Annotated in this window: 16 protein-coding genes; 7 read left to right on the plus strand and 9 right to left on the minus strand. The window is 56.5% G+C overall.

What is annotated here, in order from left to right; translation table 11 throughout:
* Positions 1-29: 29 nt before the first annotated feature.
* Complete coding sequence (comR, locus tag N6P30_RS17735) at positions 30-665, minus strand: TetR family copper-responsive transcriptional repressor ComR (protein WP_008500778.1); 636 nt, start codon at positions 663-665, stop codon at positions 30-32.
* Between the two features lie 244 nt (positions 666-909).
* Between comR and bhsA the strand changes: the two genes are divergently transcribed.
* Positions 910-1167, plus strand: a complete 258-nt coding sequence (bhsA, locus tag N6P30_RS17740; RefSeq protein ID WP_008500777.1) for a multiple stress resistance protein BhsA — start codon at positions 910-912, stop codon at positions 1165-1167.
* A 75-nt stretch (positions 1168-1242) separates the two neighbouring features.
* On the opposite strand, the gene N6P30_RS17745 is transcribed toward bhsA, so the two are convergent.
* The 3 genes from N6P30_RS17745 to N6P30_RS17755 form a co-directional block, all read right to left on the minus strand.
* Positions 1243-2208 carry a L,D-transpeptidase family protein gene (locus N6P30_RS17745; protein ID WP_025911795.1) on the minus strand — a complete coding sequence of 322 codons (966 nt, stop codon included), beginning with the start codon at positions 2206-2208 and terminating at the stop codon, positions 1243-1245.
* A 144-nt stretch (positions 2209-2352) separates the two neighbouring features.
* Positions 2353-5799: a transcription-repair coupling factor gene (mfd, locus tag N6P30_RS17750; protein ID WP_023292777.1), complete on the minus strand. Its 3447-nt coding sequence runs from the start codon at positions 5797-5799 to the stop codon at positions 2353-2355.
* A gap of 148 nt (positions 5800-5947) precedes the next feature.
* Entirely contained in the window at positions 5948-7021 is a 1074-nt protein-coding gene (locus N6P30_RS17755; RefSeq protein WP_032663773.1) for an acyltransferase family protein, read from the minus strand.
* Positions 7022-7277: 256 nt separating this feature from the next.
* Here N6P30_RS17755 and lolC point away from each other — a divergent pair, with 256 nt between their 5' ends.
* Genes lolC through cobB form a run of 5 tightly spaced genes read left to right on the plus strand, consistent with a single transcriptional unit; the run spans position 7278 to position 12216 of the window.
* Entirely contained in the window at positions 7278-8477 is a 1200-nt protein-coding gene (lolC, locus tag N6P30_RS17760; protein ID WP_032663771.1) for a lipoprotein-releasing ABC transporter permease subunit LolC, read from the plus strand.
* Complete coding sequence (gene lolD, locus N6P30_RS17765) at positions 8470-9171, plus strand: lipoprotein-releasing ABC transporter ATP-binding protein LolD (protein ID WP_008500772.1); 702 nt, start codon at positions 8470-8472, stop codon at positions 9169-9171. Before lolC ends, lolD begins: the two co-directional genes overlap by 8 nt.
* Positions 9171-10415, plus strand: a complete 1245-nt coding sequence (lolE, locus tag N6P30_RS17770) for a lipoprotein-releasing ABC transporter permease subunit LolE (RefSeq protein ID WP_058673346.1) — start codon at positions 9171-9173, stop codon at positions 10413-10415. The genes lolD and lolE overlap by 1 nt, the downstream gene beginning before the upstream one ends.
* Positions 10416-10468: 53 nt before the next feature.
* Entirely contained in the window at positions 10469-11380 is a 912-nt protein-coding gene (nagK, locus tag N6P30_RS17775) for an N-acetylglucosamine kinase (RefSeq protein WP_023292773.1), read from the plus strand.
* 14 nt (positions 11381-11394) lie between these two features.
* Entirely contained in the window at positions 11395-12216 is an 822-nt protein-coding gene (gene cobB, locus N6P30_RS17780; protein WP_008500769.1) for a Sir2 family NAD+-dependent deacetylase, read from the plus strand.
* Between the two features lie 45 nt (positions 12217-12261).
* On the opposite strand, the gene N6P30_RS17785 is transcribed toward cobB, so the two are convergent.
* Positions 12262-14193: a methyl-accepting chemotaxis protein gene (locus N6P30_RS17785; RefSeq protein WP_023292772.1), complete on the minus strand. Its 1932-nt coding sequence runs from the start codon at positions 14191-14193 to the stop codon at positions 12262-12264.
* A 236-nt stretch (positions 14194-14429) separates the two neighbouring features.
* On the opposite strand from N6P30_RS17785, the gene N6P30_RS17790 reads away from it, so the two are divergent.
* Positions 14430-15659, plus strand: coding sequence for an EAL and HDOD domain-containing protein (locus N6P30_RS17790; RefSeq protein WP_008500767.1), 1230 nt, complete (start codon positions 14430-14432; stop codon positions 15657-15659).
* 47 nt (positions 15660-15706) lie between these two features.
* On the opposite strand, the gene potD is transcribed toward N6P30_RS17790, so the two are convergent.
* Genes potD through potA form a run of 4 tightly spaced genes read right to left on the minus strand, consistent with a single transcriptional unit; the run spans position 15707 to position 19509 of the window.
* Complete coding sequence (gene potD / locus N6P30_RS17795) at positions 15707-16741, minus strand: spermidine/putrescine ABC transporter substrate-binding protein PotD (RefSeq protein ID WP_023292771.1); 1035 nt, start codon at positions 16739-16741, stop codon at positions 15707-15709.
* Entirely contained in the window at positions 16738-17529 is a 792-nt protein-coding gene (gene potC / locus N6P30_RS17800) for a spermidine/putrescine ABC transporter permease PotC (RefSeq protein ID WP_023292770.1), read from the minus strand. Before potC ends, potD begins: the two co-directional genes overlap by 4 nt.
* Positions 17526-18383 (minus strand): spermidine/putrescine ABC transporter permease PotB, encoded by an 858-nt coding sequence (gene potB, locus N6P30_RS17805; protein WP_023292769.1) that lies wholly within the window; start codon positions 18381-18383, stop codon positions 17526-17528. Before potB ends, potC begins: the two co-directional genes overlap by 4 nt.
* Positions 18367-19509: a spermidine/putrescine ABC transporter ATP-binding protein PotA gene (potA, locus tag N6P30_RS17810; RefSeq protein WP_170226942.1), complete on the minus strand. Its 1143-nt coding sequence runs from the start codon at positions 19507-19509 to the stop codon at positions 18367-18369. Before potA ends, potB begins: the two co-directional genes overlap by 17 nt.
* Between the last annotated feature and the right edge of the window lie 141 nt (positions 19510-19650).

Genomic DNA, 19650 nt, shown 5'->3' on the forward strand with positions numbered 1-19650 from the left:
CGCTCAGGCTGAGGAGCTTTTTTTTTGCTTCAGATTTTGAGTAGCTCAGGCCACAGCCGCAGCGTGGTGTCGCTAATATTCTGCAGTTTTTCCAGCGTTGCCCCTTCACGGGCGCTGATCGACATCCCCTGCAAAATACAGCTCAGGTATTGCGCCAGCAGCTGAGGGTTGCACTGTGCAGGGATTTCACCGCGCTGCTGCCGCTGAGCCAGAAAGGCGCTCAGCGTCTCCTCCTGCATGGCATGACGCGATTTCACCGTATTGGCAATCTCTTTCGAGGACGCCGCCAGGGTGGCAGAGGTGTTAATCATAAAGCAGCCCGCAGGCGTGTCCTTACTGGTGAAGCAGGTCGCGACGGCGGTGAAGTAATCCCGAAGCGCCTGTTCGACGCTTTTCTCTTCACAAAACAGCTGGGCTTCGTGTTTCGCCGCAAAGCGCGAAATGTATCTGTCCAGCACTGCCCTGAACAGCCCCTCTTTATTGGTAAATTCGGCATAGAGCGTCGGCGCTTTGGCGCCGGTGGCTTCTACCAGATCGGAAAGCGAGGTTGCTTCATACCCATGTTGCCAGAAGAGAGTCATGGCCTTATCAAGCGCTGCATCCCTGTCAAACACTTTTGGTCGGCCACGGCTTTTCTTTGCACAACTCGTGACGTCGGTTGTCATGTGCCGTTGGTCCTCTGTTGGTTTGTTGAATGACCATTATAAAAATAAACGCAAGTCACCACCAGCGCTGAATGCTTAAAAATAAATTAATCATATGAGTATGAAAAATAACGACTTTAAAATTAAGTTAACGACCATTATAAAATTATGTTGACGTGTGAGATGGATCACATTTATGATTTACCTATCGATCGTTAACTAAATAGCTAACGACCTCCAAATTCATCTGCTAAAGGTAAACATCATGAAAAACGTAAAAACCCTCATCGCTGCTGCTGTCCTGAGTTCACTCTCTTTCGCAAGCTTTGCGGCTGTACAGGTACAGTCCACCCCGGTCGATCAGCATAAAGTCGGGACGATCTCTGCCTCTGCCGGGACTAACCTGGGTTCACTGGAAGATCAGCTGGCGCAAAAAGCGCAAGAGATGGGTGCAAAATCTTACCGCATCACCTCTGTGACTGGTCCTAACACCCTGCACGGCACCGCCGTCATCTACAAATAAGCCGGGCATAAACCCTCATTTATGCCACTGCAATAAAAAACGCCCTGCTTAGCAGGGCGTTTTTTTATTTATGATTTACATCGATTGCTGGATGACATCGTGATGCCGGGTGACATCGGTCGGCATGCCTGAGCGGGCCTCCATTGCGCGCTCCATCACCTCGCTGTTGGTATTCGCATTCGTTTTAAAGCTTACCATCGCGGCATTCAGGTTAATGGGCAGCGTCTGCGGGTCATCGCCAATGTTTTTCGATAGCGGCTGGTGAATTTCAACCAGCCGCACGCCGCCCGGCTCCTCAGAAACCTTGATCGGCGTATTGATAATATTGACTTTCGTACCCGGCGTAACGACGTTAAACAGCGTTTTGATATCGTCATCGCGCAGACGAATGCAGCCGGAGCTGACGCGCATGCCGATGCCAAAGTCCGCATTCGTTCCGTGCAGCAGATAAACGCCGCCGTAGGCCGCCAGACGGATCGCGTGGTGACCCATCGGGTTATCCGGGCCTGCTGGCACCACGGCTGGAAGATCGATGCCCTGAGCTTTATACCGTGCACGAATATTGGCCGTTGGTGTCCAGGTTGGATTCGCGCGTTTATCCGAGACGGTCGTGACCATCGTCGGCGTCAGGGTGTCGCCGCCCAGCTGACCAATACCAATCGGGTAGACGGTCACCTCATTTTTACCCGGCGGGTAATAGTACAGACGCAGCTCAGCCAGATTTATGACGATCCCCTCACGCGGAGCGTCCGGCAGGATAGTCTGTAACGGGATAGTCAATACGCTGCCCGCGCGCGGGACGTAGGGGTCGACGCCAGGGTTCGCCTGCAGCAGGGCCAGAAAACCAACGTTATATTTTTTGGCAATGGCTTCCAGCGAACCGCCATTATTTTCAACCACATGAAAGCGGTTTTCCCCCACCACCTTGCTGCCGGGCGGAGGAAGGGGCCAGGTATTTGCGCGAGCGGGAAGCGCAACCGCAACGGTGGCTGCCAGCGCAAACAGGGTTAACCAGCGAGTCATACGCGAAGAGATCATCACCATAGTCCATATAAATGATAAGGTTATTGTTTTATAAAGCGTTAAAGATAATTATGGCGAATGGGTGTGTCGGGAAGATCGGGTGAAGTGCAAAGAGTTTGTAAATTGTCCCCCGTTAGCGCTGGGCTAACGGGGGAAGGGAGGTCAGGCGATCGCGTTCTCTTCCAGCTGGCGCATAAAGCTACGCACCCAGTCCATGCGGGTTTTGCGCTCCGTCAGCTCCTGGGTAAATTTCAGACGCGTTGGGCCATCCAGACGGAAATGCTGCGGCTGTTTTTGCAGCAGACCGATGAGCCACATCGGGTTGACGTGGTTCTTCTCGGCGAACTCAATCACGCCGCCTTTTTCGTTGCCTTCAAGCTTGCGAATGCCCAGCTTCTGCGCCTGCTGGCGCAGGCGAGCGATATCCAGCAGATTTCGCGCCGCATCGGGCAGCAGACCAAAGCGGTCGATCAGCTCAACCTTAATCTCTTCCAGCTCGTTTTCCGTCTTCGCACTGGCGATGCGCTTGTAGAACGACAGTCGGGTATTTACATCTGGAATGAAATCATCCGGCAGCAGGGAAGGCATACGCAACTCGACCTCGGTCTGCTGGCTGGTGAGATCTTCCAGCGACGGCTCGCGCCCGGCCTTCAGGGCATCAACCGCGTTTTCCAGCAGTTCCATATAGAGCGAGAAGCCGATGGTCTCCATCGAGCCGCTCTGGTCCTCACCCAGCAGTTCACCGGCACCGCGGATCTCGAGATCGTGCGTGGCCAGCGCGAAGCCTGCACCGAGGTCTTCCAGCGAGGCGATGGCTTCCAGACGCTTCTGCGCATCGGTGGTCATCGCTTTCGGATGCGGCGTCAGCAGCCAGGCGTAGGCCTGATGGTGCGAACGCCCGACGCGGCCGCGCAGCTGGTGAAGCTGCGCCAGGCCAAAGTGATCCGCACGTTCAATGATGATGGTGTTCGCCGTCGGAATGTCGATCCCGGTTTCGATGATGGTGGTACACACCAGCACGTTAAAGCGCTGATGGTGGAAGTCGTTCATCACCCGTTCCAGCTCGCGCTCGCGCATCTGCCCGTGACCGATAGCAATGCGCGCTTCCGGCACCAGCTCCGCCAGCCTGTCGGCCGCTTTCTGGATGTTTTCCACGTCGTTGTACAGGTAATAGACCTGACCCCCGCGCAGCACTTCACGCAGAATGGCCTCACGCACCACCAGATTATCGTATTCGCGGACGAAGGTTTTTACCGCCAGACGGCGCGCCGGCGGCGTGGCAATAATCGACAGATCGCGCATGCCGCTCATTGCCATGTTCAGGGTTCGCGGGATCGGCGTCGCGGTCAGGGTCAGGATATCGACGTCGGCGCGCATCGCTTTGATGCGTTCCTTATGACGCACCCCGAAGCGGTGCTCTTCGTCGACGATCAGCAGCCCCAGATCTTTCCACTTCACGTCGCTTTGCAGCAGCTTATGGGTGCCGATCAGAATATCGATCTTGCCTTCGCTGGCCTGCTCCAGGATCTGCGTCTGCTCTTTGGCGCTGCGAAAACGCGACAGCATCTCGATGCGTACCGGCCAGTTGGCGAAGCGGTCGCGGAAGTTGTCGAAGTGCTGCTGAGCGAGCAGGGTGGTCGGCACCAGTACCGCCACCTGCTTGTTGTTTTCCACCGCAAGGAAGGCGGCGCGCATCGCCACTTCGGTTTTACCGAAGCCGACGTCGCCGCACACTAAGCGGTCCATTGCCAGCGGCTGGCACATGTCGCTCAGCACGGCGTTGATGGCCTGAGCCTGATCCGGCGTGGTTTCAAACGGGAAGCTGTCGCAGAACAGCTGATACTGTTCCTTATCATGCTTAAAGGCGAAGCCCTCTTTGGCCGCGCGCTGGGCGTAGATATCCAGCAGTTCGGCGGCCACGTCGCGCACTTTTTCCGCGGCCTTCTGGCGCGCGCGCGCCCAGGCATCGCCGCCCAGCTTGTGCAGCGGCGCGTTCTCTTCGGCCCCGCCCGCGTAGCGGCTGATCAGATGCAGGGACGACACCGGGACATACAGTTTGGCGTCGTTGGCGTAGGTCAGCATCAGGTATTCACCTTTGATGCCGCCCGCCTCCAGCGTGGTCATCCCCTGATAGCGTCCAACGCCATGCTCCAGGTGAACAATCGGCTGGCCCGGATGCAGCTCGGCCAGGTTGCGGATCAGCGTGTCCGGGTTGATGGTTCGACGGCTGTCCTGACGACGGCGCGCGACGCGCTCGCCCAGCAGGTCGCTTTCGCAAATCAGCGCCAGGTTGTTGAGCGTGTCGATGAACCCATGCTCGGCGGCGCCAATCATCAGGTAACGGCCGTTTCCGGTCGCTTCGCTCAGGCGCAGGATGCGCTTCGGCGCCACCTTAATGCGTCCCAGCAGCTCACCTAACGCTTCGCGACGGCCTTCACTCTCAACGGAGAACACCACCGGGCCGGTAAAGGACTCCAGGAACTTGCGCAGATTATCCAGCGGGGATTTCTGCTGCGCCTGGACGGCCAGGTCCGGCAGCGTCCGGAAGGCGAGGTTGGTGTTAGCGGCCTTATTGGCAAGCGAATCGGTTTTCAGCTGCATGCGCGGCCAGCGCTTCAGCTCGGCGTTGAGCTCGTCGGTACGCAGCCACAGCGCTTCCGGCGGCAGCAGCGGACGCATCGGGTCAACGCCCCGGTTTTCGAAGCGAGCGCGGGTTTCGCTTTCAAAGCGGCTGGCGCTGGCGTCGATATCCCCGGTGTTAACAATCAGGGTATTCGCCGGGAAGTAGCTGAACAGGGCAGGGAGCGGCTCGCTGAAGAACAGCGGCTGCCAGTATTCGATCCCGGCAGGCAGCGTGCCTTTGCTGACCTGCTGATAAATATGTTCCGCGTCGCGCTTCACCTCGAACTTATCGCGCCACTGGCTGCGGAACAGTTCGATAGCGGTTTTGTCCGTCGGGAACTCATGTGCGGGCAGTAAATTGATGGACTCCACTTCCTCCAGCGTGCGCTGCGTATCGGCGTCGAAGACGCGCAGGCTGTCGATTTCATCATCGAAAAAGTCCAGACGATACGGCTGGTCGCTGCCCATCGGGTAAAGGTCGAGCAGCGCGCCGCGGGTCGCATATTCCCCGTGCTCCATCACCTGATCGACGTGGCGATACCCGGCGCCGTCAAGCTGCGCCCGCAGGGCATCACGGGACAGGCGCTGGCCTTTTTTCATTACCAGCGCATGGCCATGCAGGTAGCTGTGCGGGCAGACGCGCTGCATCAGGGTGTTTACCGGCACAATCAGCACGCCGCGCTGCATGGTCGGGAGTTGATAGAGCGTCGACAGGCGCGAGGAGATGATCTCCTGGTGCGGGGAGAAGCTGTCATAGGGCAGCGTTTCCCAGTCGGCCAGGCTGAACACCAGATTATCGGTGAACTGGCGAATTTCATCGTGCAGGCGCAGGGCGTTTTGCATATCTGGGGCAACCAGGATCACCGGGCCAGGATGACGCTCAGCAATTTCCGCCACCAGCGTGGCGCACGCTGCGCCCGTGAGTTCACCCAGCTGGCGCTGGTCGCCCGCTTTGACAGGCAAGGAATAACGATAGTGTTCAGGCATGGCTATGTCAGAGTCTCTTATGGATATACCAACAGTATTGGGGCATATCACTGATACGCAATGTCTTTATTATCCTCGATCGTTTTACATAAGCAAATCGTAACCGCACGGCGGGGTTATACGCCCCCGAAAGGGGGCGGAGAGGGCATTAACGGGTGGTCGGCGAGAGCGTAAGCGTCGAAGGCGGAGAAAAGAAAATGTCCCCGAACAGCGCGGTGGAGAGTTTACGCACCCCCAGCCCGGCCAGGGTACAGATAAGCAGGCTGGCAAACGGGTAGACCAGAATTAAGGTGAGTTCAGCCCAGAGCGGCCAGTACGCGGCATTCATCTCGCCAATCAGGAACAGGCTAAAGGCCTCAATGAGGATGCGGTGGGTGGTATAAATCGCAATGGTATTGGAGCCAATCACGTTCAGCAGGTTGTCAGGGTGAACGGCATAGCGCTGCTCAACGCTGTAGAACAGCTTCATGATCAGCACAATCGACAGCAAGGAGAGCAGCAGCGGAACGTTAGCAAACCACAGCACCACGGAGACGGCGGCGAAAGCGCCCGTTGCCAGCCAGGTGCGGCGCAGGTTTAGATTTTTCATCCATGCCATCAGCTCAGCGCCATACCACGCCCCGAGGCTGTAGTAGATCATGTTGCGTACCACGCTGTTCATTCCCCACCACGGCAGCGGCAGGAAGTTGATCGCGATGCTTGCCAGCGCCAGCAGTCCCAGCATCGGCAGCTTCCAGCGGCTCAGCAGTTTACACAACGTGAAGTAGACCACCAGGGCATACAGATACCACAGGCTGGTGCTGGCGGTGAGCATCCCTTGCACAAATCCCAGGAGCGAATCGGCGTAGGCCGCGTTCGACGAGGTGGCAACCTCGCGATCGGGCGCCAGCCAGGCGTTCAGGTGGGTCAGCGCCTGCCATTGCAGAATCCCCCACAGCGCCAGAACCCAGACAATGCTCCAGATTCGCTTGTCGAGGCTGGTTCGCCAGTCCACCTCGTCAATATAACGACGGATCAGATAGCCGGAGATAAAGAAAAAGACCGGCATACGGAAGGGGGCGAGATAGAGATTAAAATAGATCCAGCATTTGGCGAGAAGGCCAGAGAGCGGGTGTTGCAGCCCGATCAGGTGCGGATAAAACGTGATAACTGAATGGTAGATAACCACCAGGCAGATGCACAGCCCTTTTATCTGGTTAATCCATAATGCTTTTTGCTTCATTGTTCGCAACTACCTTATTGCCATAGACGAACGAGCAATTGTTGTTAAACGAAACCGGGCTGTAATGGGTAACAGTCTGTATCAGGAGGTTTTTCGGAAAAGGTGGAGGTTGCGAGGGGCGGTTTCAGATATTAGTATCCTGATTTATCTGAATTTTTTGGAAAAATGATTACCAAAGCTTACGGTTTCAGTCATTTACGCTTAACGGATTCGCTTATATACTCGTGGGTCTGCTATCAGCAAACAGACGGACTTCATGTATCAACCTGTCGCACTCTTCATAGGCTTACGCTACATGCGTGGGCGCGCCGCGGACCGCTTCGGTCGCTTTGTCTCCTGGCTTTCGACTATTGGCATTACGCTTGGCGTGATGGCACTGGTGACGGTGCTTTCCGTCATGAATGGCTTCGAGCGCGAGCTGCAAAACAACATCCTGGGGCTGATGCCGCAGGCCGTACTCACATCCACTAACGGTTCGGTTAACCCGCAACAGCTGCCGGAAAGCGCGGCGAAGTTACAGGGCGTCACGCGCGTTGCGCCGTTGACCACCGGTGACGTGGTGCTGCAAAGCGCCCGCAGCGTGGCGGTCGGCGTGATGCTGGGTATCGACCCGGCGCAAAAAGATCCGCTGACGCCGTATCTCGTTAACGTGAAGCAGACCGATCTGGAAGCCGGGAAATACAACGTGATTCTGGGTGAGCAGCTTGCCGGTCAGCTTGGCGTCAACCGCGGCGACCAGCTCCGCGTGATGGTGCCTTCAGCCAGCCAGTTTACGCCGATGGGGCGCCTGCCAAGCCAGCGCCTGTTTACCGTGGTTGGGACCTTTGCCGCCAACAGCGAAGTCGATGGCTACCAGATGCTGGTTAACATCCAGGACGCGTCACGCCTGATGCGCTACCCGGCCGGCAATATCACCGGCTGGCGCCTGTGGCTCGACGCGCCGCTGAAGGTCGATACCCTCAGCCAGCAAAAACTGCCGGACGGCACCAAATGGCAGGACTGGCGCGAGCGTAAAGGCGAGCTGTTCCAGGCCGTGCGGATGGAGAAAAACATGATGGGGCTGCTGCTGAGCCTGATCGTCGCCGTGGCTGCTTTTAACATCATCACCTCGCTGGGGCTGATGGTGATGGAGAAGCAGGGCGAGGTCGCTATCCTGCAAACCCAGGGGCTGACGCCGCGGCAGATCATGGCCGTGTTTATGGTGCAGGGGGCCAGCGCCGGTATCATCGGCGCGCTGCTCGGGGCGGTGCTGGGTGCGCTGCTTGCCAGCCAGCTCAACAATTTAATGCCGATCATCGGCGCGCTGCTTGACGGCGCGGCGCTGCCGGTGGCCATCGAGCCGCTGCAGGTGGTCGGTATTGCGCTGGCCGCGATGGCCATTGCGCTGCTTTCTACGCTTTATCCTTCCTGGCGCGCTGCCGCCACTCAACCCGCTGAGGCTTTACGTTATGAATAAGATCCTGTTGCAATGCGACAACCTGTCCAAACGCTATCAGGAAGGCACTGTGCAAACCGACGTGCTGCACAATGTGAGCTTTAGCGTGGGCGAAGGCGAGATGATGGCGATTGTCGGCAGCTCCGGCTCGGGCAAAAGTACGCTGCTGCACCTGCTGGGCGGGCTGGATACCCCAACCAACGGCGACGTAATTTTCTCCGGCCAGCCGATGAGCAAAATGTCCTCAGCGGCGAAGGCCGAGCTGCGTAACCGCGAGCTGGGCTTTATCTACCAGTTCCACCACCTGCTGCCGGATTTCACGGCGCTGGAAAACGTGGCGATGCCGCTGCTGATTGGCAAAAAGAAACCGGCAGAAATTAACGCCCGCGCCAGCGACATGCTGAAAGCGGTAGGGCTGGGCCATCGCGGAAACCACCGTCCGTCGGAGCTGTCCGGCGGCGAGCGTCAGCGCGTGGCGATTGCCCGTGCGCTGGTCAACAACCCGCGTCTGGTGCTGGCGGATGAGCCTACCGGTAACCTGGACGCGCGCAACGCGGACAGTATTTTCCAGCTTCTGGGCGAGCTGAACGCCTCGCAGGGCACCGCGTTTCTGGTGGTGACCCACGATCTGCAGCTGGCAAAACGCATGGGGCGCCAGCTTGAGATGCGCGACGGCCATCTGAACGCGGAACTGACCCTGATGGGAGCAGAGTAATGGCGTCACCGTTATCGTTACTCATCGGTTTACGTTTTAGCCGCGGCCGCCGTCGCGGCGGCATGGTGTCGCTGATCTCCGTTATCTCGACCATCGGTATTGCGCTGGGTGTGGCGGTGCTGATCGTCGGCCTGAGCGCCATGAACGGCTTCGAGCGCGAGCTGAATAACCGTATTCTGGCGGTCGTGCCGCACGGGGAGATCGAACCGGTTAACCAGCCGTGGACGAACTGGAGCGACGCCCTGAACAAAGTGGAAAAAGTGCCCGGCATCGCCGCGGCTGCGCCCTACATTAACTTTACCGGGCTGGTGGAGAGCGGGGTAAACCTGCGCGCCATCCAGGTGAAAGGGGTGAATCCGACGCAGGAAGCGCGCCTCAGCGCGCTGCCGAACTACGTGCAGAACGGCGCGTGGGCCAACTTCAAGGCGGGCGAGCAGCAGATCATCATGGGTAAAGGCGTTGCTGATGCCCTGAAGGTGAAGCAGGGCGACTGGGTGTCAATCATGATCCCGAATGCCAGCGCCGATCACAAACTGCAGCAGCCAAAGCGCGTGCGCCTGCACGTTACCGGTATTCTTCAGCTGAGCGGTCAGCTTGACCACAGCTTTGCGATGGTGCCGATGGAGGATGCACGCCAGTATCTCGACATGGGCGACAGCGTGACGGGCATTGCCATTAAGGTGAACGACGTCTTTAATGCTAACAAACTGGTGCGCGACGCGGGCAGCGTGACCAATAACTATGTCTACATCAAAAGCTGGATCGGCACTTACGGCTATATGTACCGTGATATCCAGATGATCCGCGCCATTATGTATCTGGCGATGGTGCTGGTGATCGGTGTCGCGTGCTTTAATATCGTCTCGACGCTGGTGATGGCGGTCAAAGACAAGAGCGGCGACATCGCCGTGCTGCGTACCCTTGGGGCAAAAGACGGTCTTATTCGCGCCATTTTCGTCTGGTACGGTTTGCTGGCAGGACTGTTCGGCAGCCTGTGCGGCGTGGTGATTGGCGTGGTGGTTTCCCTGCAGCTAACGCCGATTATCAACGGGATTGAAAAGCTTATGGGTCACCAGTTCCTGTCGGGTGATATCTATTTTATTGACTTCCTGCCGTCTGAACTGCACTGGCTGGATGTTTTTTATGTGCTGCTTACAGCACTTTTACTGAGTCTGCTGGCAAGCTGGTATCCGGCGCGTCGCGCAAGCCGAATTGATCCGGCGAGGGTATTAAGTGGCCAGTAATTACGTCACGATCTAGCGGCTTTCGGGTCGCCAGATCGAAAGAGGAATGCGTTATGTATTATGGATTTGATATTGGCGGCACCAAGATTGCGCTCGGCGTGTTTGATAAAGACCTCAAACTGCAGTGGGAAACCCGCGTTCCCACGCCGCGCGACAGCTACGACGAATTTTTAACCGCCATTGCCGCGCTGGTGGCGCAGGCCGATGAACGCTTTGGCGTGAAAGGCAGCGTCGGCATTGGTATTCCGGGCATGCCGGAAACTGACGACGGTACGCTTTACGCGGCCAACGTGCCTGCCGCCAGCGGTAAACCGCTGCGCGCCGATCTCTCCGCGCTCCTTGAACGCGACGTGCGTTTAGATAACGATGCCAACTGCTTTGCGCTCTCCGAAGCCTGGGATGATGAGTTCCGTCGCTACCCGCTGGTGATGGGGCTGATCCTCGGTACCGGCGTCGGCGGAGGAATCGTCATCAACGGTAAGCCCATCACCGGCCGCAGCTACATCACCGGCGAGTTTGGTCATATCCGCCTGCCGGTGGATGCGCTGGAGGTCGTTGGCCGTGATTTCCCGCTGACCCGCTGCGGCTGCGGGCAGCACGGCTGTATTGAGAACTACCTGTCAGGCCGCGGGTTTGCATGGCTTTACGAACACTTCTATCATCAGAAACTTGAGGCCCCTCAAATCATTACCCTGTGGGAGCAAGGGGATGCGCAGGCGCGTGAGCACGTCGAGCGCTATCTGGATCTGCTGGCGGTGTGTCTGGGCAATATTCTCACTATCGTCGACCCGGATCTGCTGGTGATTGGGGGAGGGCTCTCAAACTTTACCGCGATTACGGAACGGTTGTCCGGGCGTTTGCCCCGACATTTATTGCCGGTTGCCCGCGTGCCGCGTATTGAACGCGCGCGACACGGGGACGCAGGAGGCATGCGCGGAGCCGCATTCCTTCATCTCACCGATTAGTTTACGAGGTTTCTATGCTGTCGCGTCGCCAGGGTCGACTCAGCCGTTTTCGCAAAAATAAACGCCGCTTGCGTGAGCGCTTGCGCCAGCGGATCTTTTTCAGAGACAGAATGATGCCAGAAGCGATGGATAAACCCAGAGTGGTGGTGCTGACCGGGGCGGGGATCTCCGCCGAGTCAGGAATTCGAACCTTCCGCGCGGCGGACGGGCTGTGGGAAGAGCACCGCGTGGAGGATGTTGCCACGCCGGAAGGCTTTGCCCGTGACCCGGATCTTGTGCAGGCGTTTTATAACGCCCGCCGTCGTCAGCTTCAGCAGCCTGACGTCGCGCCGAATGCGGCGCATCTGGCGCTGGCGAAGCTGGAAGAGGCGCTGGGCGATCGTTTTCTGCTGGTGACGCAGAATATCGACAACCTGCATGAGCGAGCCGGTAACAGGAACATCATCCATATGCACGGTGAGCTGCTCAAGGTTCGCTGTGCCTGGAGCGGTCAGGTGCTGGACTGGAAAGAGGACGTGCTGCCGGAGGATAAGTGCCACTGCTGCCAGTTCCCGTCTCGCCTGCGTCCGCACGTGGTCTGGTTTGGCGAAATGCCGCTGGGAATGGATGAGATCTACAGCGCGCTGGCGATGGCCGACGTGTTTATCGCTATCGGTACATCCGGCCACGTTTACCCGGCGGCGGGGTTTGTCCACGAAGCGCGGCTGCACGGTGCGCATACGGTTGAACTCAATCTTGAGCCAAGCCAGGTGGGCAGCGAGTTTGAAGAGAAACACTACGGTCTGGCAAGCACGGTTGTTCCGGAATTTGTCGACAAGCTGCTGAAAGGTCTGTAACGCGAATCGCGTGAAAAGGCACCCGCCGGGCGGGTGCCTTTTTATTTAAGAATGAAAGAACGCCAGCGTCTTCTCCAGCGATTTAGCCTGCTCGTCCAGCGAGAGCGCCGCCGCTGAGATCTGCTGAACCAGAGAGGCGTTCTGCTGGGTGGTGCTGTCCATCTGGTTGACGGCGGTACTGACCTGGCTAATCCCCCGATTCTGTTCGTCCAGCGCCTGAACAATGTCGTTGATGACCAGATGCACGTGCGACACCGCTTCAATCACCTGTTTCATCATCACGCCAGTTTCATTGACCAGCTCAACGCCTTTGCTGACGCGGCCTGAGGACTCGGCAATCAGCTGAGAGATCTCTTTGGCCGCGTTGGCGCTTCGCTGCGCAAGGTTGCGTACTTCACCTGCGACTACCGCGAAACCGCGTCCCTGTTCACCCGCGCGCGCCGCTTCAACGGCAGCATTCAGCGCCAGGATATTGGTCTGGAAGGCGATGCCATCGACGATACTGTTAATCTCACCGATCTTGCGCGCGCTCTCATCAATCTCGCCGATCACCACGACCACATCGTTCACCAGCGTTTCGCCATGCCCGGCAAGGCTCGCGGCGCGATCGGTCAGGGTGGTCGCCTTGTGGGCGTTGTCGGCATTGTTCTTCACCGTAACCGAAATCTCTTCCATGCTGGCAGCGGTTTCAACAATCGCCGCCGCCTGTTCCTCGGTACGCGAGGCGAGGTCAAGGTTGCCCGCCGAAATTTCGCTGGTCCCGCCGTGCACGGAGTGGCTGGCTTCGCTGATGTTGTCGACGATGCGCTTGAGCTGCGTCTGCATGGTGTGCAGGGCATAAAAAATGCTGTGGGTATCCCCGGATCGCACCGGGATGGTGTTGTTCAGATCCCCGCGGGCGACGGCCAGGGCGATCCCGGCGGCCTCGGAAGGTTCTCCCCCCACCGGACGATCAACCTTGCGGGTAAAGATCTGGGCCATCACCAGGCTAACCGCAACGATGCTTAACACCATCATGACGATGGCCTTCAGTAAAAATGCGCGCGCTTCGGCCATCACTTCGCTGACCGGGGTGATGATGGCGAGTTTCCACGGCGTCTGGCTATTACCGACGGCGATCGCCTGCCAGGTGATAAACACCTCTTCTTTCAGCAGCGGATCGTTTACCCGAGTGACGTCATGTCCTGCAATTTGACCCGCGTAAGGCTTGCCTGCCGCACCTTTGTCCGGGCTGGACACCACGTTATTGCCCGCAGACAGGAGCAGGGCGTAGCCTGTGCCGTTCCACGGTTTAATGGCGCCAATCATGGACTGCAGCGTGGCGAGCGAGAAGTCAGAGGTGACTGAGCCCAGAAACTGACCGTCACGCATGATGGGGGCGGCAATTGAGGTGAGCATTACGTCCACGCCGTTGTAGGGGTAAATATAGGGTTCGATAATCACATCTTTATGCCGCTGTTTCGGCAACAGATAGTAATCACCGCTGCCGGGCGTTTCGATGTCCGTCAGCAGGTGCAATGTCGGTTTGCCAGTGGCATCGCGGTCGACGTAGCGGGCGTAGCGCCCGGCAGGATCTTCGCCGCTCTGACCGGCAAAGACGGCATCTTTATCGTCAAACGCGTTGGGCTCAAAGGCCATCGACATGGAGAGAAACGACGGGTGAGCCGAGAGGTAGTGGACGAGCAGCTGGTTCAGGCTCTGGCGGTCGGAAATGCCCGCTTCGCGCAGCGCGAGGGCGCTGTTGCCCATATCCCGGGCGGCAGTCAGGGCAGAATCCAGCTGTTTGCTGACCTGTAAAGCGTGTACCTCGGCTATCTGGCGAATATGGTTTTTGGCCAGCACCTCTTGCTGCGCCATCCATTGCCACATCATAAACCCGATCGTTGCCGTAAAGCCCACCGTCACGGTGAGGAAAATGGACAATAGCATCAACGTCTTGACTCTTATTTTTTGTCTTCGGACCATGGCGTCTTTCATTCTCATCTCCCGTAATGTCGTGCATGTCGGGCAGGCACAAAGTACTTATCGGATATTTCATCCCCTTTCTGTAGAGCGAAGGATATATTTAATTTAAATCCAGACGATTAATTCCCGTTAATTAGTGTGGATGCTTTTATTTTGTGCATTCAATCAAAATAGTGCTCGATAAAACTCGTTATCGTCGTGTAGAAAGAGGATGCTAATAAATATAAAGTGGTAGAGGAGGATGGGATATGTACGGATTTATCGCGCGACAACCCATTTTTAACCCTGAAATGAATACCGTAGCCTATGAGCTGCTTTTCAGAGACGGGATGACAAATCGTTTTCCGGATGTGTCGGCAGAATATGCCACGTCCAGGATGATATCAGATCAGTTCTTATGTGTGCCGTCCCAGCGCATTGCCGGGGCACATACGTCGTTTATTAATTTCCCTTCAAGGATGGTTATTGACCGCAGTGGAGAAGCGCTTGATAAAGAGAGCGTGGTGATTGAAATCCTTGAAGATGCTGTGCCGGGGGCCGAACTGCTGCAGGCCGTCAGGGAGATGAATGCGCACGGCTATCAGTTTGCGCTTGATGATTTCACCCTTGCGCCAGAATGGGATGTTTTTTTACCCTATATTTCAATCCTGAAATTTGACGTCAGAAATTATACCTTAGCGCAAATTAAAGCGTATCTGAAAGTACGTAAACATCTGACCGGTCATATTAAATATCTTGCTGAAAAAATTGAGACTAAAGAGGAATTCAACCAATACAGAAACGAGGGATTTTCCCTTTTTCAGGGCTATTTTTTCTGCCGTCCGGAGGTCATTAAATATAAACGGCTGTCGCAAAATCAGCTGGCGATTTTTCGGCTGCAAATGGAGGTCGGACGCAATAAACCTGATTTTCGAATTATCGAGTCGTTGATAAAAACCGATCTCACGCTCTCTTATAAAATCATGCGCTATATGAAGCATACGGCGTTTAAACATGTCGGCGCCTGTAATTTCAGTAAGTTAACCCTGAGCGAGGTGCTCAGGTATCTTGGCGAAAACCAGCTCCGACGGTTTGTTGCCGTCGTGGTCCTCGCCAGTGCGGGCAATGACACCGTCAGCGAGCTTTACCCGCTGAGCATGATGCGCGGCAAATTTTGCGAACTGCTGGCTGAGACGATGAACGAACCTACTCTGGCTGAAAATGCGTTCATGTGCGGCCTGTTTTCTCTGCTCGATACCCTCCTGGAGCTTCCGATGGCAGAGCTGATGAAGCAAATTGCGGTACCGCAGAGCGTGAGCAACGCGCTGTGCCACCAGGAGGGACGGTTAGCCGACATGATTAACCTCTGCCGTTACTATGAACAGCAGCGGTGGGACGAGGCGACCCGGGTTCGTCAGGCGCTGGGCCTGTCAGATGAAGAGGTGGTTGAGGCGATGCGAAAAGCGACGCTCTGGGCTGGAGAGAATACGGTCAGTTAATCCTTCCTCACGCCGCGCAGGCGGCGTGAGGAAGAACGCGATACCGGTTAGCGGCCCGCTTTCAACTTCTGGTAATACTCTTCGTAGAGGCGGCTGGCGTCGTCGACATCGTTCTGCCACTCACCTTTGCTGATGGTTTCCGCATCCGGGTAGAGCGACTTATCGCTTGCCACTTCAGGCTTCAGCAGCTTGCGTGCGGCCAGGTTTGGTGTCGGGTAGCCAATCGTCTCGGCAACCTGTTTCGCCACATCCGGGCGCAGCAGGAAGTTAATCAGCTTCAGCGCCCCATCCACATTTTTCGCGTTAGCCGGAATGGAGAGGCTGTCCATCCAGAAGATCCCGCCTTCTTTTGGCCAGACTACCTCAAGCGGCGTACCGGCCTGGCGGGCCACATACGCGGAGCCGTTCCACACCATCCCCAGGTTTACTTCGCCTTCCATATACGGGTTTGCAGGGTTATCAGAGTTGAATGCCGCCACGTTAGGCATCAGCTTTTTCAGCTCGGCATATGCCGCTTCAATCTCTTTAGGATCCGTCGTGTTGCCAGAGTAGCCAAGCTTGCGCAGCGCCACCTGGAAGACTTCGCGCGCGTCGTCGGTCAACAGCAGGCTGCCTTTGTATTGCGGTTTCCACAGATCGGCCCAGCTTGTCACCGATTTCGGATCGACGGCCTCGCTGTTAACGCCAATCGCGGTTGCCCCCCAGATATACGGAATGGAGTAGTCGTTATTTGGGTCAAACGGCTTGTTGAGCATCTCAGGATCGAGGTTTGAAAAATGGGTTAGCTTCGTTTTGTCGATCTTCTGGATCATGCCCTCTTTGCGCATTTTGTCGACAAAATAGGTGGACGGAACCACCAGATCGTACGCGCCATCTTTATAGGTTTTGAGCTTGGCGTACATGGTTTCATTCGACTCGTAGGTCGAGTAGATCACCTTGATGCCCGTCTCCTTGGTGAACTGCTCCAGCAGGCCCGGCGGCACGTACTCGGTCCAGTTGTAGAAGTAGAGCGTTTTGCTGTCATCAGCGTGTGCGGCACCCATACCAAGCACCAGCGCCGCAGCGGCGAGCATTTTTTTCATTTCATTGTCCCCTGAGATTTTGTTTTATCACGAGCAATAACCTGGCTGGCGATCACCAGAACCAGCGAAAACACCAGCAGAATGGTCGCCAGCGCGTTCACCTCAGGTGAAACGCCGACTTTCACCATCGAATAAATTTTCAACGGCAGAATTTCATAGCTCGGCCCGGTCACGAAGGAGGAGACCACCACGTCATCCATCGACAGGGTAAAGCTCAGCAGCCATCCGGCCGCCACGGCGGGCATCGCCAGCGGCAGGATGATTTTGCGCAGGATGGTCATTTCGCTGGCGCCCAGATCTTTCGCCGCCTCCAGCATGCGCACGTCGAACCCTTTCAGGCGCGCAAAGACGGTCACCACCACAAACGGCAGGCAGAAGGTGATATGGGAAAACAGCAGCGACCAGAAGCCAAGCTGTACGCCCAGCAGCATAAACAGCACCAGTAGCGAAATCGCCATCACGATATCCGGCGACATCATCACCACAAACAGCATGCCGCTGACGAACGGCTTACCGCGAAAGCGATAGCGGTAGAGCGCAACGGCGGTCAGGGATCCAATCAGCGTGGCGAAGGTGGCGGATAAGATCGCCATCGTCAGCGAGTGCTGCGCGGCCTGCAGCAGGCTGTCATTGTTCATCAGCAGGCTGTACCAGTCGGTGGTAAAGCCCTGCCAGTTAATCCCAAAGCGCGAGCTGTTAAACGAGTTCACGATCAAAATAATGATCGGGATATACAGGTAAGCGTAAATGGCGGTCATAAAACCGCCGCGAAGCAGTCGACCGATCATTCGAGTTCCACCTTCTTGTTCAGCAGCCGTGAGGCGCGCCAGTAAACCAGCAGCATCAGACCCATCACCACCGTCAACGTAATGCTGGTGGCGGAGCCGAACGGCCAGTCGCGAATGTTGAGGAACTGACTCTTGATCACATTCCCAATCAGCAGGTTTTTCGCGCCACCCATCAGGTCCGAAACGTAGAACAGCCCCATGGCCGGAAGCATGACCAACAGACAGCCCGCGATAATGCCGGGCATGGTCAGCGGAATGATAATGCGGATAAAGGTCTGGAACTTGCTGGCACCCAGATCTTTTGCCGCTTCCAGCAGCGGTTTATCCAGCTTTTCAATGCTGGAGTAGAGCGGCATCACCATAAACGGCAGCAGGATATAGACCAGACCCACAATCACCGCGCTCGGGGTAAACATGATGCGGATCGGCGTATCAATCACCCCCAGCCACAGCAGAAATTCATTGAGGTAGCCTTTGGTGCTGAGGAAGATTTTCAGCCCGTAGATGCGAATCAGCGAGTTGGTCCAGAACGGCACAATCAGCAGAAACAACAGCAGCGGACGCACCTTTTGCGGCAGACCCGCGAGGAACCATGCGAACGGATAACCCAGCACCAGGCAGGCAATGGTGGCAATCAGCGCCATATTGAGCGAATGCAGCAGCACGTCAAAATAGAGCGGATCGAGCAGGCGCGCGTAGTTGTCCAGCGTAAAAACCAGCGAAACGAAGTTTGCGTCGTCACGGGTCAGGAAGCTGGTGGCGATGATCATCAGGTTGGGTAAAAAGACAAACAACACAAGCCAACCGACGATCGTGGCAATCACCACATTCTGGAACTTACTTGTGTTCTTCATCAGCCAGTACAACCTCCCAGCTTTCTACCCAGTTGATAACCATTTTCTGGTCGAGAGAGTGGTCGAAGTCCGGGTCGTCCTCGTTAAAGAACTCGCTGACCATCACCATTTTGCCGTTCTCCAGCTCGACGACAGACTCCAGCGTCATCCCTTTGTAGTTGCGCTCGCGGATATAGCCGATTAACCCTTCGGCCTCGGTATTGCCGTGAATTTCCTCGACGCGCAGATCTTCCGGGCGCAGCAGGACGTTAAGCTTTTGTCCCTTTTCAACGGGGAAATTCACCGCGATAGTGCACTCTCGGCCTTCAACGCTGGCGCGCAAACGCTGGTCGTCCAGGCGTTCAATCACCGTGGCGTCGAAGATATTGATCTCACCGATGAAACTGGCGACAAACAGATTCTTTGGCTCTTCGTAGATTTCGCGCGGCGTGCCGTCCTGCTCGATTTTTCCGTCACGCATCACCACGATGCGGTCGGACATGGTCAGGGCTTCTTCCTGGTCGTGGGTCACAAAAACAAAGGTAATGCCCAGCTTACGCTGTAAGGCTTTCAATTCGTTCTGCATCTGCTTGCGCAGCTTGTAATCCAGCGCGGAGAGGGATTCATCCAGCAGGAGCAGACGCGGCTTGTTGACCACGGCGCGGGCGATGGCCACGCGCTGCTGCTGGCCGCCGGAAAGCTGATGCGGTTTTCGCTGGGCGAACGTCTCAAGCTGCACCATGCGCAGGGCTTCGGTGACGCGCGGTTCGATTTCATTCGCCGGGGTTTTTTGCATCCGCAGGCCAAACGCCACGTTTTCAAACACGGTCATGTGCGGGAAGAGGGCATAGCTCTGAAAGACAGTGTTGACGTGGCGGTCTTCGGCGGGAACCTGGGTGATGTCCTGACTTTCAAGATGGATATGGCCGTTATCGACGCTTTCCAGCCCGGCGATAAGGCGCAGTACGGTGGTTTTGCCGCAGCCGGAGGGGCCAAGCAGCGTCAGAAACTCACCGTCATTGATGGTGAGAGTGAGGTCGGAAATGACGTCCTTGCCATCAAAACTTTTACGAATTCGTTCCAGTTTCACCAGCGGTGAACGGGTTTGTGTATTCAATTTTTGCGCTGTCCCATATAGACGCCTCAGGCAGCAGACTGAAGCGGGGTTTGTGTGTAACCACCTTGGTGACTCGTAATGAGGGCGGACATTCTACGGCAATCCCCTGCAATCGCCAATCCTTGTCACTGATTCATAAGCTACATTTACTAACGCATAACGATATAAACG

This window comes from Enterobacter sp. PL1 (assembly GCF_945957325.1).
In the GTDB taxonomy this organism is placed as follows: domain Bacteria; phylum Pseudomonadota; class Gammaproteobacteria; order Enterobacterales; family Enterobacteriaceae; genus Enterobacter; species Enterobacter roggenkampii.